Origin of the sequence: Sporosarcina sp. resist, from assembly GCF_014302295.1 — a bacterium.
In the GTDB taxonomy this organism is placed as follows: Bacteria; Bacillota; Bacilli; order Bacillales_A; family Planococcaceae; genus Sporosarcina; species Sporosarcina psychrophila.
Genome location: NZ_CP060287.1, coordinates 1674609 through 1690891 on the forward strand (window position 1 = coordinate 1674609; position 16283 = coordinate 1690891).

Annotated in this window: 16 protein-coding genes and 1 other annotated feature; of the genes, 13 read left to right on the forward strand and 3 right to left on the reverse strand. The window is 41.6% G+C overall.

The window, feature by feature from the left end; translation table 11 throughout:
• Positions 1–111 precede the first annotated feature (111 nt).
• The 3 genes from H7992_RS08470 to leuS all read left to right on the forward strand — a co-directional run bounded on the left by H7992_RS08470 (position 112) and on the right by leuS (position 4220).
• Positions 112–798, forward strand: a complete 687-nt coding sequence (locus tag H7992_RS08470) for a CoA transferase subunit A (RefSeq protein WP_067207464.1) — start codon at positions 112–114, stop codon at positions 796–798.
• Positions 799–816: 18 nt separating this feature from the next.
• Positions 817–1476 (forward strand): 3-oxoacid CoA-transferase subunit B, encoded by a 660-nt coding sequence (locus H7992_RS08475; RefSeq protein ID WP_187047276.1) that lies wholly within the window; start codon positions 817–819, stop codon positions 1474–1476.
• 42 nt (positions 1477–1518) lie between these two features.
• Positions 1519–1739: a binding site (T-box leader), on the forward strand.
• Positions 1740–1802: 63 nt separating this feature from the next.
• On the forward strand, positions 1803–4220 hold the full coding sequence (leuS, locus tag H7992_RS08480; protein ID WP_187047277.1) for a leucine--tRNA ligase: 2418 nt from the start codon (positions 1803–1805) through the stop codon (positions 4218–4220).
• 116 nt (positions 4221–4336) lie between these two features.
• Here leuS and H7992_RS08485 read toward each other — a convergent pair whose 3' ends face one another.
• The gene (locus H7992_RS08485) at positions 4337–5620 is read right to left on the reverse strand and encodes a BaiN/RdsA family NAD(P)/FAD-dependent oxidoreductase (RefSeq protein WP_187047278.1); all 1284 of its coding nucleotides are present in this window, start codon (positions 5618–5620) and stop codon (positions 4337–4339) included.
• Between the two features lie 81 nt (positions 5621–5701).
• Between H7992_RS08485 and H7992_RS08490 the strand changes: the two genes are divergently transcribed.
• The 4 genes from H7992_RS08490 (at position 5702) to H7992_RS08505 (ending at position 8829) form a co-directional block, all read left to right on the forward strand.
• The gene (locus H7992_RS08490; RefSeq protein ID WP_156475988.1) at positions 5702–5854 is read left to right on the forward strand and encodes a hypothetical protein; all 153 of its coding nucleotides are present in this window, start codon (positions 5702–5704) and stop codon (positions 5852–5854) included.
• Positions 5855–5889: 35 nt separating this feature from the next.
• Positions 5890–6210 (forward strand): hypothetical protein, encoded by a 321-nt coding sequence (locus H7992_RS08495; RefSeq protein WP_187047279.1) that lies wholly within the window; start codon positions 5890–5892, stop codon positions 6208–6210.
• 278 nt (positions 6211–6488) lie between these two features.
• Positions 6489–8099: a putative polysaccharide biosynthesis protein gene (locus H7992_RS08500; RefSeq protein WP_187047280.1), complete on the forward strand. Its 1611-nt coding sequence runs from the start codon at positions 6489–6491 to the stop codon at positions 8097–8099.
• A gap of 10 nt (positions 8100–8109) precedes the next feature.
• Complete coding sequence (locus H7992_RS08505; protein WP_187047281.1) at positions 8110–8829, forward strand: pseudouridine synthase; 720 nt, start codon at positions 8110–8112, stop codon at positions 8827–8829.
• Positions 8830–9177: 348 nt separating this feature from the next.
• Here H7992_RS08505 and H7992_RS08510 read toward each other — a convergent pair whose 3' ends face one another.
• Complete coding sequence (locus H7992_RS08510; protein WP_067207480.1) at positions 9178–9399, reverse strand: DeoR family transcriptional regulator; 222 nt, start codon at positions 9397–9399, stop codon at positions 9178–9180.
• A gap of 271 nt (positions 9400–9670) precedes the next feature.
• Here H7992_RS08510 and pepV point away from each other — a divergent pair, with 271 nt between their 5' ends.
• The 5 genes from pepV to H7992_RS08535 are packed head-to-tail and all read left to right on the forward strand — an operon-like array spanning position 9671 to position 14493.
• Entirely contained in the window at positions 9671–11077 is a 1407-nt protein-coding gene (pepV, locus tag H7992_RS08515; RefSeq protein ID WP_187047282.1) for a dipeptidase PepV, read from the forward strand.
• Between the two features lie 2 nt (positions 11078–11079).
• Entirely contained in the window at positions 11080–11934 is an 855-nt protein-coding gene (gene dat, locus H7992_RS08520) for a D-amino-acid transaminase (RefSeq protein WP_187047283.1), read from the forward strand.
• Positions 11935–11966: 32 nt separating this feature from the next.
• Positions 11967–12947: a nuclease-related domain-containing protein gene (locus H7992_RS08525; RefSeq protein WP_187047284.1), complete on the forward strand. Its 981-nt coding sequence runs from the start codon at positions 11967–11969 to the stop codon at positions 12945–12947.
• Between the two features lie 19 nt (positions 12948–12966).
• On the forward strand, positions 12967–13614 hold the full coding sequence (gene trmB / locus H7992_RS08530; protein ID WP_067207493.1) for a tRNA (guanosine(46)-N7)-methyltransferase TrmB: 648 nt from the start codon (positions 12967–12969) through the stop codon (positions 13612–13614).
• A gap of 33 nt (positions 13615–13647) precedes the next feature.
• Positions 13648–14493, forward strand: coding sequence for a YtnP family quorum-quenching lactonase (locus H7992_RS08535; RefSeq protein ID WP_187047285.1), 846 nt, complete (start codon positions 13648–13650; stop codon positions 14491–14493).
• A 189-nt stretch (positions 14494–14682) separates the two neighbouring features.
• Here the strand turns inward: H7992_RS08535 and H7992_RS08540 are convergent, their stop codons facing one another.
• Positions 14683–14997 carry a peptidase M4 gene (locus H7992_RS08540; RefSeq protein ID WP_067207498.1) on the reverse strand — a complete coding sequence of 105 codons (315 nt, stop codon included), beginning with the start codon at positions 14995–14997 and terminating at the stop codon, positions 14683–14685.
• A 177-nt stretch (positions 14998–15174) separates the two neighbouring features.
• On the opposite strand from H7992_RS08540, the gene H7992_RS08545 reads away from it, so the two are divergent.
• The gene (locus H7992_RS08545; protein ID WP_187047286.1) at positions 15175–16248 is read left to right on the forward strand and encodes a M42 family metallopeptidase; all 1074 of its coding nucleotides are present in this window, start codon (positions 15175–15177) and stop codon (positions 16246–16248) included.
• Positions 16249–16283: the final 35 nt, after the last annotated feature.

Consider the following 16283-nt stretch of genomic DNA (forward strand, 5'->3'; position numbering starts at 1 on the left):
CTTTCCGTTTTTTTCTGTACGCTACTATCATTGCAACATTCGGTAGAGTTTGATTTAATTGAGAAGAAGGATTATTACGTAAGTTTTAAAAGATTCAAAGGGGGATGTAAAATGAAGCCGATTTATTCATCAGCGAAAGAGGCGGTTGCACAGATTGAAGATGGTGCAACATTAATGGTTGGGGGATTTGGACTAGTAGGAATTCCGGAACAACTCATTCTAGCACTTGTTGAAAAAGGTGTGAAAGACTTAACGGTTATTTCAAATAACTGCGGAGTCGACGAGTGGGGACTTGGACTACTATTGAAAAATAAACAGATTAAGAAAATGATAGGCTCATATGTTGGTGAGAATAAAGAATTCGAACGTCAGGTACTATCAGGTGAAATTGAAGTTGAGTTGACGCCGCAGGGAACACTTGCAGAAAAGATTCGTGCTGGTGGCGCTGGTATACCGGCATTCTTCACGCCGGCTGGTGTTGGAACGCTCGTTGCGGAAGGGAAAGAGATCCGTGTCTATGATGGTAAAGAGTATGTTCTTGAAGAGGCGCTTCGTGCGGACTTCTCACTTATTCGTGCAGCAAAAGCCGACAAGTTCGGCAATTTGATTTACAACAAGACCGCACAAAACTTCAATCCAATGATGGCGGCTGCAGGGAAATTCACAATTGCAGAGGTGGAGGAAATCGTGGAAACGGGCGATCTTGATCCAATGACGATTCATACACCTAGCATTTATGTCCAAGGACTTCTACAGGCGCAACAAGAAAAACGAATTGAGCGTCTGACGACTCGCTAAGGAAAGGGGAATTGTGATATGGGAGAAGTGAATGTAAGGGAACGAATCGCAAGACGGGCTGAAAAGGAAATCGAGGACGGGAACTACGTCAATCTTGGAATTGGTATGCCAACGCTCGTTGCTAATTATATATCACCTGAAAAAACAGTCGTACTTCAATCAGAAAATGGATTGTTAGGTATTGGACCTTATCCGGCAGCTGATGAAGTTGATCCGGATCTCATTAACGCGGGAAAAGAAACTGTTACATCTATTCCAGGTTCAGCATACTTTAACAGTGCTGAATCATTCGCGATGATTCGCGGAGGACATGTCGATGTTGCCATACTTGGCGCGATGGAAGTGTCTGAAAAAGGGGACTTGGCTAACTGGATGATTCCTGGCAAGATGATCAAAGGAATGGGCGGTGCGATGGATCTTGTTCATGGCGCGCGAAAAATTATCGTTATTATGGATCACGTTGCGAAAGACGGCTCTGCGAAGATTAAGAAAGAATGTACACTTCCGTTAACAGGAAAAGCGGTCGTCCATAAAATCATTACAGAACGCGCATTGATTGACGTGACAGCCGATGGACTGGAATTGAAAGAAGTGTTCGAAGGATTCACTATTCAAGAAGTCATTGATTCGACAGAAGCGGTGTTAATTGTGAAGGATGTTATTGAAGGCGTAAAATGATTGTTGTTAAAGTGGCATGATTCGGGTAAACTAATAGCAATAGCTTTGGTGTTGAAGAGGAGTAGTAATCTTTACTGTCGTTTATTAGAGAGCAGGCGGTTGGTGGAAGCCTGTACGATAGAGATGAACTCGCCTTGGAGCCTGCATTGGTGAATTATTTGATTTACTAACCCGTGCCGTTTTCCGCGTTAAGGAGTCAAGTTGGGCGGCTTTGTCGTCAATTTGGGTGGCACCGCGGGAATTATACTACTCTCGTCCCTTATCTTTTTAAGGGACGGGAGTTTTTTGTTTTTAGTGCTTTTCTACTTATCAAGGAGGAATTTTAAATGAGTTATAATCACGGACAAATTGAGAAGAAGTGGCAACAGTACTGGAAAGACAATAAAACATTCAAAATGATGGATGATCCGTCTAAACCGAAATTTTTTGCGCTTGATATGTTTCCATATCCATCAGGTGCTGGACTACACGTCGGGCATCCGCTTGGCTATATCGCGACAGATATTTTGAGCTCATTCAAACGGAAGCAAGGCTTTAATGTCCTGCATCCGATGGGCTGGGATGCATTTGGCCTTCCGGCAGAGCAATACGCGCTTGATACAGGTAATGATCCTGCCGAATTCACCGCGAAAAATATCGCAACGTTCAAGCGTCAAATGAATGATCTTGGTTTTTCTTATGACTGGGACCGTGAAATTAATACGACAGATCCATCTTATTACAAGTGGACGCAATGGATTTTCATCCAACTTTACAATAAAGGCTTAGCTTACGTCGATGAAGTAGCTGTTAACTGGTGTCCAGCACTAGGTACAGTTCTTGCGAATGAAGAAGTAATCGATGGCAAGTCAGAACGTGGCGGCCACCCGGTTGAGCGTCGTCCAATGCGCCAATGGGTATTGCGAATTACAAATTATGCAGACCGTCTTCTTGAGGATCTTGATGAACTTGATTGGCCGGAAAGCTTGAAAGACATGCAACGTAACTGGATTGGTCGTTCAGAAGGGGCACAGCTGACTTTCGAAATTGAAGGAACTGATTTGTCATTTGAAGCATTTACAACACGTCCGGATACAATTTTCGGAGCGACGTATGCAGTGCTTGCACCAGAATTAAAACTTGTTGAAAAAGTGACGACTGCAGAACAAAAGGATGCAGTTGAAAAATACCTAAACGAAGTGAAGATGAAGAGTGATCTTGAACGTACAGATCTTGCAAAAGAGAAGACGGGTGTCTTTACGGGAGCTTACGCAATTAACCCTGCAAGCGGCGAGAAGATGCCAATTTGGATTGCAGACTATGTTCTTGCAACATATGGAACAGGCGCGATTATGGCGGTTCCAGCACATGATGAGCGTGACTATGAGTTTGCAAAAGAATTTGATCTGCCAATTATTGAAGTTGTAGCAGGCGGCGACGTTTCTGCAGAAGTATATGTTGGAGATGGAAAACACGTCAATTCAGGTTTCCTTGATGGATTACTCAAAGATGAAGCAATCGAAAAAGCAATCGCATGGTTTGTTGAAAAAGGCAAAGGCGATAAAAAAGTTACATTCCGTCTTCGTGACTGGTTGTTCTCAAGGCAACGTTACTGGGGCGAGCCGATTCCAATTATCCATTGGGAAGATGGCACAATGACACCTGTTGAAGAAGCAGATTTACCGCTCGTATTACCAGTAACGGATAATATTAAACCAAGCGGAACGGGCGAGTCACCACTTGCAAACATCGATGAATGGATAAATGTGACTCATCCAGAAACAGGGATGAAAGGTCGTCGCGAAACGAACACGATGCCACAATGGGCGGGTAGCTGCTGGTATTACTTGCGTTACATTGATCCGGATAACGATGAAATGATTATCGATCCTGAACTTGCGAAACGCTGGTTGCCTGTAGATATCTACGTAGGTGGAGCAGAACACGCAGTTCTACATCTGCTTTACGCACGATTCTGGCATAAAGTGCTTTACGATATCGGAGTAGTTCATACGAAAGAGCCATTCCAAAAGCTGTTCAACCAAGGGATGATACTTGGTGAAGGTAATGAGAAGATGTCGAAATCAAAAGGCAATGTAGTTAATCCAGATGATATCGTTCATTCACACGGAGCTGATTCACTTCGCCTTTATGAAATGTTCATGGGGCCTTTGGAAGGTTCAAAAGCATGGACGACGAATGGTCTTGACGGAGCTCGTCGTTTCCTAGATCGTATCTGGCGCCTGTTCGTCAATGAGGATGGATCACTTAGCACGAAAATCGGTGGAAAAACGGGCGGATCGCTTGAGAAAGTTTACCATCAAACTGTGAAAAAAGTGACGGAAGACTTTGAAGGAATGCGTAATAATACAGCAATTTCTCAGATGATGGTCTTCATTAACGAAGGCTATAAAGTGGATTCGATTCCAAAAGAATATGTTGAAGGCTTTGTTAAAATGGTAGCGCCAGTTATTCCGCATCTTGCAGAAGAGTTATGGGAGAAGTTGGGTCATAGTGATACAATTACGTATGAACAATGGCCGACATTTGACGCATCAAAACTGGTCGATGATACAGTTGAAATGGCTGTTCAAATCAACGGCAAAGTACGTGCGAAAATCGTCGTATCGAAAGACGTTACGAAGGATGATCTAGAGAAGCTTGCACTAGAAGATGAAAATGTGAAAGTACTTCTTGAAGGCAAAGAAGTGAAAAAAGTCATCGCGATTCCAGGAAGACTGATTAATATTGTTGCAGTAGGTTAAAAAAGAAAATCCGCGTAAGAGGGTTGGCCCTCTTACGCGGATTTTTTGTTGTCCAGTATCGGATAGCTGTAGTTTAGTTCGTACAATCTATAATAAAGTTTTTCCATAATCAACGTTTATAGATCAGTCGCATGTTCTCCTGCATTCATCCCAGCAATCCTGCCGGTAACAAGTGCGGAAGTGATATTATAACCGCCTGTATAGCCGTGAATATCCAAAATTTCACCGCAGAAGTAAAGACCTTCCTTCTTGCGGGAACCTAATGTCTTCGGAACGATTTCTTTTACGGATACTCCGCCGCCTGTGACGAATGCTTTTTCAAGTGGCTGCGTACCATTGACGTTCATTGGGAATGCTTTCAATAATTTAGCTAATGCCCTAATCTTTTCTACTAGCATCTGAGCTCCAGTTTCAGCCGGATCAATTCCTGCCCGGTCGAATAAAAATAGCATCCAACGTTCAGGCACAATCCCTTTTAATACATTCTTCACTGCTTTTGTTGAATCTTCTTTTAGTGTGGTATTGAGCAGTTGGAATACTTTTTCTTCATTGAGCTCGGGCATTGAGTCAATTCTCATCTCAACGGGCTTGTTGCCGTTTTTCATACGTTCTTTCACAACAAATTGACTGCATCTTAAAATGGCAGGCCCGCTTAAGCCGAAATGGGTGAACAACATGTCCATCTGATGTGTGATAAGATTCTTACCTTTGGCGTTAAGGACGGATACTGCCACGTCACGAAGCGCAAGACCTTGTAGATCCTTTGAAACAATGAAAGGTTCATTTGATAATAAAGGTACTTCTGTTGGATAAAGTTCCGTCACGGTATGTCCGGCTTTTTCTGCCCATGGATAACCGTCTCCTGTTGAACCGGTTTGAGGAACTGCTTTTCCCCCGACCGCTACAACAACAGCGTGTGAACGGATCTCTTTGCCAGAATCGAGTCTGACACCTAGAATTTGCTCTTCATCCATCAAAAGTTTTTTAACGCGCGTTTCTAATCTCACTTCAACATGTAAGCGATCCATTTCTGTCAGCAATGCATTGACTACATCTTTTGCTTTGTTCGACACTGGAAACATTCTGCCATGATCTTCTTCTTTCAACGGAACGCCAAGACCTTCGAAAAAACGAATGATGTCTTCATTATTGAAAACGGAGAAAGGACCATATAAAAATCGCCCGTTCCCTGGAATGTTTTTAACGATTTCTTCTTGTGACAGGCGATTCGTAACGTTACAGCGCCCGCCCCCTGAAATGGCCAATTTAGTACCAAGTTTTTTTCCTTTTTCTAGAAGGAGAACTTTCCTTCCGTTTTCAGCAGCGGCAATGGAGGCCATCAATCCTGATGGTCCCCCGCCAATGATGATGACGTCTACATCAACATGGTTAGTAGTCATTGTGTTATCAAGCCTTTCGGTAATGGATTATTAAATAACAGTTTAACACAGCATCATTGAAAAATAGTAGGGGCGGTCAAAATGGAAGAAAATATAACGACGGCATGTGGTACAATTAAAAATGGTTTAACAATAAAACTTTCAAGAATAGTGCGAGTAGAAGTGTTTGCAAACTTCTTTCCCAAGACTGGGATAGTGCCTGTGATAAATTGGAATGATGAGGAAGCAGAGTAGAGTTACTTTGACGAAGAATAGGAAGAGGGTACGGAATGACTAGAGAAGTAAATAGCGAAGTTGAACAGCATATAAGTCAGCCAGAGGGATATCAAGAGCAGTCGTATCCAACGAGCGCGGAGAACGAGAAAATAAGACACGATGCTTTTCAACACAAAGAGTGTCAGCGCATCTATCATAAATTGATTAGCCATGCAGGGGGAATGGATGTAGTCAGAAAAGGTAGGAGATTGATTGCGAAAAAAATTGCTACCACATGCTTCCTAAACTCAACAGAGCCTGACTATGAAGAATTTAAGCAAGGTGTACTGATTGCTAACGAAAACATTAAAATAAAACGAGATGAATCATACTGAGTTTACCTAGTAATTAGAGACACATACAGAACAAAATTAGGCTGCCTTTTCTCCAGAATCCAGTGGAGATGGGTAGCCTGATTTTTCTTTGGCGACTGCCCGCTTTTTTTACTGGTCTGTACGTTTGACTAACTAATTATCATATGATGACGTCATATATAATGGAAACCACACTTTCAGTTTTTCTCTATTCCACACTAATGACGGATATACATTGTGAAAAGCGTCGTCTGGGGGTAAACTGTTAAGTAGATTTAGGGAGAATGGAAGGATCAAACATGTCATCAAATCTTGTAAAAGGGACCTTTATACTGACAATAGGTCTATTTTTATCGAAAGCGCTTGGACTATTATACGTTATTCCATTTTACGCAATCGTTGGGAAAGAAAGTATCGGTCTCTATCAATATGCATACATCCCATACAATATCGCGTTAGCTATCGCGATATCAGGAGCACCACTTGCGATTTCAAAATTCGTAGCAAAATATAATGCTCGTGGCGATTATGCAACTGGACGGAAATTGTTAAAGTCAGGGATGCTTGTGATGGCAGTCACAGGAATACTTTCCTTTTTAACGCTGTACTTTTTAGCTGAACCGATTGCGAAACTTGTTCGTAAAGATGATGAACAAATCTTCACAATTGAAGAGATTGCAAATGTGATTCGCTGGGTCAGTTATGCACTGCTTGCCGTTCCACTTATGAGTATCGTGCGAGGCTTCCTACAGGGCAATCAAAAAATGATGCCGACTTCGGTTTCTCAGTTAGTAGAACAGGTTGTGCGAATTATTGTCGTTCTGGCAGGAGCGTTTATTGTCGTGAACTTCATGCATGGATCTCCGAAAACTGCAGTGAACTTCGCGGTATTTGCGGCGTTTATCGGGGCGCTTGCGGGTCTCGCTGTCTTGTTCAAGTATTGGAAAAGTTATAAACCAGAATTCGACCATCTTCTTGCGAATAGTACTTCATCAAGTGACGTTTCATTCAAAGACATGTACAAAGAAGTATTTGCTTATATCTTGCCCTTCGTCCTGGTAGGGGTTATTAATCCCCTTTATCAATTCGTTGATATGATTACTTTTAACGAAGCGATGTCTTCAATCGGCTTTGCAAAGGTAACTGACATCTATTTAACGATGCTGAACTTTTTAACGCATAAAGTCGTCATGATACCTGTCATGATTGCGACAGGATTTTCAATGGCTCTTATTCCGGTCATTACAAGTTATTATGCGAAAAATGATCAAAAAGGGATTACAAATTCACTTGATCAGACCTATCAGATTATGCTGTTCTTGACGGTACCAATCGTTATCGGATTAATCGTTTTGTCAAATGAGTTCTACCAATTTCTATATGAAAAAGATGCAATGGGTGCAGAGATACTAGCGAATTATGCCCCTGTCGCGATTTTATTTGGCTTATATACAGTGACAGCAGCCATTTTGCAAGGCATCGATCGACATAAGTGGATAGTTTTCACTTCATTACTCGGACTGTTTTTCAAACTGGTACTGAATATACCGCTCATCAAAATATTTGAAACGAATGGTGCCATTATGGCGACTTCAATTGGTTATACAGTCGCGGTAGGCATTAATATCGTCATCATTACTAAGACCCTTAATTACAGGTCGAAGATGGTGTTTAGAAGACTTATCCTTATCGCTATATTAAATGTCATTATGTTAATAGCTGTCACATTTACATTGAAAGGACTGACAGCAATCAGTCCTGCTGACGGAAAAATGCAGTCTATCTTGTATATTTTGATATGCGCTACAGTTGGTGCTGCAATTTACGGTTATCTATCGCTTAAAACGGGGCTTGCACAGAAATTGTTCGGAGAGCGATTGACTAGATTCACCAAGAAATTAGGCTTTTAGGAGGAATAAAATGCGTTTGGATAAATTATTGTCGAACATGGGATTTGGTACGCGAAAAGAAGTAAAGATTTTGATGAAAAAAGGTTCCGTACGGGTTAATGAAGTGGCAGTGAAAGATGCCGCACTGCATGTAGATACAGTGAAGGATGAAGTAACGGTACTGGGTCAAAAAGTCGTCTATAAAGAATTTATGTACCTAATGATGAATAAGCCACAAGGAGTCTTGTCTGCTACTGAAGATAAAAGGGACCAGACAGTTATTGATTTATTAGATGAAGAATATAACATTTTTGAAATGTTTCCTGTTGGAAGGTTAGATAAAGACACAGAAGGTTTTTTGTTACTGACGAATGACGGAAAACTTGCGCACAACTTATTGTCACCTAAAAAAGGGGTGCCGAAAACGTATTATGCTCATATCGAAGGAATTGTTACAGAAGAAGATACCAAGCAGTTTTCAGAGGGTGTTACTCTGGATGATGGCTATGAGACGAAGCCTGGTCAGCTGCGCATATTGAAATCAGCGGATATTTCCGAAATCGAGTTGACGATTACGGAAGGGAAATACCATCAAGTCAAGCGAATGTTTGAAGCGGTTGGTAAGCAAGTTGTTTACTTAAAACGCTTATCGATGGGGCCTTTATCTTTGGATGAAACTTTAGCGCTTGGATCATACCGAGAATTGACGGAAGAGGAATTACAGCAACTCATGCAGATTTCTGGAAAATAAAAAGGGCTGAGCCGTTTAAGAATACGGTTCAGCTCTTTATTGTTTGTCTAGAAAATAATGAAATCTCGTACTGTGGATAAGTTACCATTTGAAAATTTCACGTCTAGACTCCAGCGCCTAGCCCCACACGACGCGGGTCATGCAGTTTCTGTCTTGCTGATTAAAGGCAAAGAGTGCTTTTATCAGCAAGGCTACCGGGAGGGATTGAACTTGCATCCCTCCTACTTTTTGGGGCTAAACAGGCGTTTCCGCTTTTGTTATATACAGGCTCCAAGCGCCAGCTCCCTTATACCTACGTGAAGCAGGTATGAGAGCTGGCGCTTTTTGCTTTTCTAGGTCATGTGCGGGTCACGAAGATAACTTCACTTTTTTTGCTGTCGTCGTCCATTTACCGCGTACCGGGCTCATAATGAGCTCGTTGTATTCAAGGACATTTAAATCCCTTTGGACCGTACGGTGAGTGATGCCAAATTCTTCGACCAGGTTTTCGGTAGTTACAGTGCCATTATCAAGGATATAAAAATAGATATCCTTTATGCGTGTAAGCATACGATCAGTTGCAGGTTTCAAGTGTGGAATCACCCCTTCATCTTCATTTTCCAAAAAGGTTTGGTCATGAGACTTATGAATGTTGCCTAAAGCACGTTGAAATTATCCCTGACGACGCACATCCTTTCGAAAAAGTTGAAAAGTCAGATTAAATCTTCTGACAATACTAGTATAACGTATTCTCGTGAAGTTTGCATGAATTTTATTGTAAAGAGTCTGTAAAAGATGATTCCTCTTTATTTTCTTGGGCTAACGTGTGAAAATAGACTTATTGTGAAAGAAGGTGCCTTGAATGTCTAATTGGGAAAATGAAGCTTTAAAAAGACAAGAATCTCTGCTAGCTGATTTACAAAGTTTAATCGCTATCCCTTCTGTACTTGATGAAAGTGCGGCAACTAAAGATTTACCATTCGGACCGGAACCAAAACGTGCACTCGACTGGCTGTTAGAAGAAGGTCGAAAAGCGGGAATGCTTGTGAAAAATGTAGATAATATGGCGGGGCATATTGAGATGGGGGAAGGGGACGAACTCATCGGGATCCTTTGCCATGTCGATGTCGTGCCAGCAGGAAGTAATTGGATACATGAGCCGTTTGGCGGTACTATCGAGGACGGAAAGCTGTTTGGTCGTGGTGCCATTGACGATAAAGGACCGACTATAGCCGCTTGGCATGCGATGAAAATAGTCCGGGATTCAGGTATCACGATGAACAAACGAGTGCGGCTCATTATCGGAACAGATGAAGAAAGTGGTTTTCGATGTGTGAAGCGCTATTTTGAAAAAGAAGAAATGCCAACTATTGGATTTGCGCCAGATGCTGATTTTCCCATCATTAACGCCGAAAAAGGAATTGCTTCTATCCTATTTAAACAAAAGGTAGTAACTTCAGATGGACAACTATTGCTATTCAAGTCAGGAAATAGGACAAATATGGTGCCAGATTATGCAGAGGCACACCTGGCAGAGGAAGTTGTATTTGACAATGAACAGTTTGTTACATTTTTGAATATTCATGACGTAACAGGGGGAGTTTCCACTGATAGTGGTAAGACCATCATCAGTTTGAATGGAAAATCAGCACATGCAATGGAGCCAGATAATGGCGTCAATGCCGCCGTCCTACTTGCTTCTTTCCTGAATCGCATATTGAAAGAAGGTCAATCAAAAGACTTTACACAATTCATGTTTGATGCATTTGCTAATGAATCTCGAGGACTGTTCTTAGGTTTGGCGTTCAATGATGAAATGTCAGGCGATACAACGCTGAATGCGGGTATCGTGACATACAATCCCACAAGTGGTGGGGAAATTAATGTTAGTATGCGTTATTCAGTCAGCTATCTATTTGAAGAGAAAATGACGACATGTATGAAACGGTTAACGGAAACACCTTTTTCGGTCGATATTGGATCGAACTCTGCACCGCATCATGTGGACGCAAACGACCCCCTTATTCGGACGTTGCAAGAAGTGTATACTGATCATACTGGAGAACATGCAGAACTATTGGCAATCGGGGGAGGAACGTACGCACGTGTCCTTGAAAAAGGGGTTGCTTTTGGTATGCTATTTCCTGGCAGGGAAGACGTAGCTCATCAGGCAGATGAATATGTTTATATAGATGATTTAGTGAAAGCAACTGGGATCTATGCAGATGCAATCAGCCGACTCGTATCTGAAAAAACGGAAGGGGAATAAGGATGACAGTATACTTTATTGATGGACAGTTTACAGAACGTGATGGATTGGCTATTTCGATTGATGATCGCGGTTATTATTTTGGTGATGGCGTGTATGAGGTAATTAAAGTATATGGTGGAGAATTATATACTGCGGAAGAACATATTGATCGTTTATTTCAAAGTGCTACGAAGATAAAGATGACAATCCCTTATGCTGAAGTGCAATTGATGGAAATTGCCCGTGAATTAGTGGCAAAAAATAACATTTTGGTTGGGCATGTTTATATCCAAGTGACACGTGGATCTGCAACAAGGATGCACCAATTCCCTGATCCGGCAGTACCGCCAGTCGTGACTGGATATGCAATTAACAACCCAAGACCTATGACAGGTATAGAAAACGGAGTTGGGGTTAAATCAGTAGCGGATGTCCGTTGGTTGCGTTGCGATATTAAAAGTCTTAACTTGCTCGGCAATGTTCTCGCTAAGCAAGAGGCGCTTGAAGCAGGCTGTATAGAGGCATTGCTTCACCGTGACGGTGTTGTTACGGAAGGTTCTTCGTCGAATATGTTTGGGGTAAAGGATGGAACAGTCTATACTCATCCTGTGACAAATCTTATTTTGAATGGAATTACGCGTCAAGTTGTACTGGGACTGTGTGAAGAGCAAGGAATTCCTGTCGTCGAGAAATCCTTTACAATAGATGAAGCTTTTGGAATGGATGAATTTTTCTTAACGTCAACGACATCTGAAGTAACGCCAGTCATTTCAATCGACGGACGTCCTGTAGGCTCGGGAATATTGGGACCATTGACAATGAAGTTACAAAAAGCATTCAGCTCGCAAATCTCATCTTTTATAGCGGATGAATAATAATGTATAGTATGTGATTGGAGTGAATGGACATGGCGCAACTTGTTAAACTGCTTGACTATGTCTCCCGTTACGAGCAAGATCTTACGCGTTATCCTTCGCAGTATATCCGTTTGAAAAGGTATCAATGGGAACGTATGAAGACCCAGTGGGAAAGTGGAGCTGATTTATCAGAATGGCAACAGGATATTAAAGAGGTAGTAGAACCGGAAGAGAACAAATGGTTTTCTCCTCTACTTCGGGTCTTCGGCCAACGTAAAGATGTTGAGGCAGAGCAATATCACGACAATAGCGAAGATGAAAAAGGCGATAAGGAAGAGAATTTTGGATTTAGTCCAAATCTGATTCATAACCCCTCAAGTCTTGAGCACTTAAGAAGACTTTATTTGGATCAACTATTTCATTTTCAAATCAAGTGGGCAAGTTCGACGTTAATGGACAAGTCAAGGGTTGAATCTCGCTTTTTCCGAGATCCACTTTTACGAAGTTTCGCTCAGAATCTTCCGGATAATTATTTGTTGTTCTATTATCCAATCTTACTACTGAAGAAAGCACCTGTTGAACTAGACATTATCATTGTGACACCTGTTGAATGCATGTGTATTACGGTGCTTGAGAAAGAAGACGTTGCAGCGTTTAGTGGGAGCGGGGACAGATTCTGGTTAAAGAAGCTTGGGGAAAAAGAAACGAAATTTCTAAGCCCGCTTATAGCATTGAACAGAACTGAAAAGATTGTTTCGAGTATATTGAAAGCACAAGGTATCGATTTTCCTGTACGTAAATATTTGATTTCACGTAACGGGTATATCGATCACCCAGGTTCGGCATTCGATGTTGATATTATCGATAGACGGTCATATGAGGACTGGTTTTCTGCACTTCAGAAATTGCCGGTTCCGATGAAATCTACGCAATTCAAAGCGGGCCAGGCAATACTTGACGTGGGGCAAACTACTTCAATAAGCAGATTATTTGGCGATGAAGAACAACCAGAAGATGGCAATAACCTATAAATAGAAAAGAGTGTATATAATGAGGCTTCGTAATAAACCATGGGCAAGAGACTACATGGCAGAACACCCAGATATCCTATTAGCTGAACCAGAAAAAATGATGAATGGATGGCATACCCTGTTTGGTAATGGCAATCCAATACACATTGAAGTTGGATCAGGTATGGGCCAATTTATAATTGGTATGGCTGTTGCCAATCCAGATGTGAATTATATTGGCATTGAGCATTTTGACAACGTTATCGTATCTGCGCTTGAAAAGGCTGTTGAAGCAGAAAAGCCATCAAATTTACGACTATTCCGTGCAAATGGAATGGACCTTGCAAAGATCTTCCACAAAGGGGAGATAGATAGGGTGTATTTAAATTTTTCTGATCCGTGGCCGAAAACGAGAAATGCGAAAAGAAGATTGACGCATGAAACATTTTTAAAACTTTATGAAGAGGTACTAGCAGAAGGTGGAGAAATTCACTTTAAAACAGATAACCGTCTGTTGTTCGAGTACTCACTCGTCTCAATGTCTCAGTACGGTATGAAGTTAGGTTTTGTATCACTTGATTTGCATGCAGAGATGCCGGAAGATAATATTATGACGGAATATGAAGAGAAGTTTTCAGCAAAAGGACACCCGATATACAGACTTGAATCACATTTTACTAATTCTTGATAGAAACAAGTAAGGGAATGGGGGAATGTTTCTGTGGATACTTATACATTTCATGATATGACGTTGACATGGCTGGATGGTAGTGGCAATTTTTTAGACGGCGGAACTATGTTTGGGGTTGTTCCAAAAGCACTGTGGTCAAGACGTTATGAAGCGGATGAACAAAACCGTATTAAAATGAGAAACGATCCGATTCTCATTCAGTATAAAGGAAAAAATATATTGATTGACACAGGGCATGGAAAAGGGAAACTCAGTGAGAAAATGATGAAGAATCTAGGCATAGTTGAAGAGGCAAGGGTTGAGGGGAATCTTGCTGAGCTCAGTTTGTCGCCAGAAGACATCGATATTATTCTCATGACGCACTTGCATAATGATCATGCAGCAGGTTTGACGGAATTACGCGAAGGGGATTTTGTTTCTGTATTTCCGAATGCTGAAATTTACGTTTCACAAATCGAATGGGATGAAGTACGTAATCCGAATATTCGTTCCAGAAATACATATTTAAAAGAGAACTGGGAGCCTGTTGAGCAGCAGGTGAAGACATTCAAAGGAAGCATTACAATCATTCCAGGAATCGAAATGATCCATACAGGCGGTCATAGCGATGGTCATAGTATTATTAAATTGACACAGCATGGTGAGACGATTCTTCATATGGCTGATATTATGCCTACACAAGCACATAGTAATCCGTTGTGGGTTCTGGCTTTTGATGATTACCCAATGACGTCAATCTTTGCTAAAGAGAAATTGATGAAAGAGGCGCTTGCTGGGGGCTATAAGTTTACGTTTTATCATGATGCCTATTATAGACTTGTAAAATGGGATGCTAGCGGAAAAGAAATCATCGAATCCGTTACAGTTTCTAGTTAGGTTCAGTTAAAGAATTCCATTAATTTCGCTCCTGCGCTCGGGGATGCTTCCCGCCTTAAGCCTGATCGCTGCACGTCTTTATAAGCTCAACATATATAGCCATTGGTTAATTAAAAAACCGTCACACTACCAGAGGAGTCTGGGAATGTGACGGTTTTTATTGATATATATAGACTTCGGCGCATTGTTTTAAGCTTTTATGAGTTCAACGACTGTACCCGTTTTTGCATCTGCTGCAAATTCGAATTGTTCCAGTTCGCCTTCTTTAATGCGTGATATGCCGCCGCGGTAAACGTCCATTGTAATGACTTTGTTTGTGAAAGGCTCAGTTTTCATGACGATCCATGAACCATCTATCGGACCTTCATTTTTAAAAGCATCTTTAATTGTGTTTAGAACAGAGTCTGCTGAAACATTTTGGTTAACTCGATCGATTGTTTCGCTGACAACAATACCAGCTGCAACACCCGTTAATACTCCTGCTAGGAAATCTGATACTTTCATTCTTTTTACCCCCTATAGTCGGTATTTCAAACAGTGTACCACAATTTTACTTATCTTTGCCAAGCCAGTCTATTGAAATAGTAATTCGATTTCCGAATTAAACGATGGAAAGTTTCTGAATAATCGACTACACTATATACAGTAGGTACATATATGAAAAGTGGGAGGAACTATTTAATGCAAAAAGATACACTTGAAATGTTTAGGACTTTGACCGAACTTCCGGGTGCCCCTGGGAATGAACATGCAGTTCGTGGTTATATGCGTGGAGAACTTGGGAAGTATTCTGATGAATTGATCCAAGATAACTTGGGGGGTATTTTTGGCGTTAGAAAAGGGCCTGAAGACGGCCCGCGTATAATGGTTGCGGGTCATATGGATGAAGTTGGATTTATGGTTAGTCAGATCACGGATAACGGAATGATTCGTTTCCAACCGCTTGGCGGATGGTGGAACCAAGTACTACTAGCGCAACGCGTTGAAATTATTACGGATAGCGGTCCAGTTATTGGTGTCATTGGTTCGATTCCGCCGCATTTGTTAAGTGATGAAGTACGAAATAGACCAATGGATATAAAAAATATGCTTATCGATATTGGTGCAGACGATAAAGAAGATGCGAAGAAAATCGGCATTCGTCCAGGTCAGCAAATTGTTCCAGTTAGCCCGTTCACTCCGATGGCGAATGACAAGAAAATACTTGCTAAAGCTTGGGATAATCGCTATGGTTGCGGACTCGCAATCGAATTGTTAAAAGAAGTGCACGGTGAAAAATTGCCGAATAATTTGTACTCCGGGGCAAATGTTCTCGAAGAAGTTGGACTTCGTGGTGCTGCGGCAGCCGCAACGATGATCAATCCGGATTTATTCTTTGCGCTAGATGCAAGTCCAGCAAATGATGCCACGGGTGACAAAAATGAATTCGGTCAACTTGGAAAAGGGACATTACTTCGGATTTTTGACCGTTCTATGATAACTCACCGCGGTATGCGCGAATTCATCCTTGATATGGCAGAGACACATAATATTCCTTATCAGTACTTCCTCTCACAGGGGGGGACGGATGCAGGACGGGTCCATACGTCGAATGAAGGTGTTCCAAGTGCTGTCATTGGTATTTGTTCACGCTACATCCATACATCGGGATCTATCATTCACACCGACGACTACGCAGCAGCGAAAGAGCTTCTTGTGAAACTTGTTAAGGCGTGTGATAAGACAACGGTAGAAACGATCAAAAGTAACGTATAAACTGAAATCCGTCCTTGCGCTATTAAATGGCGTAG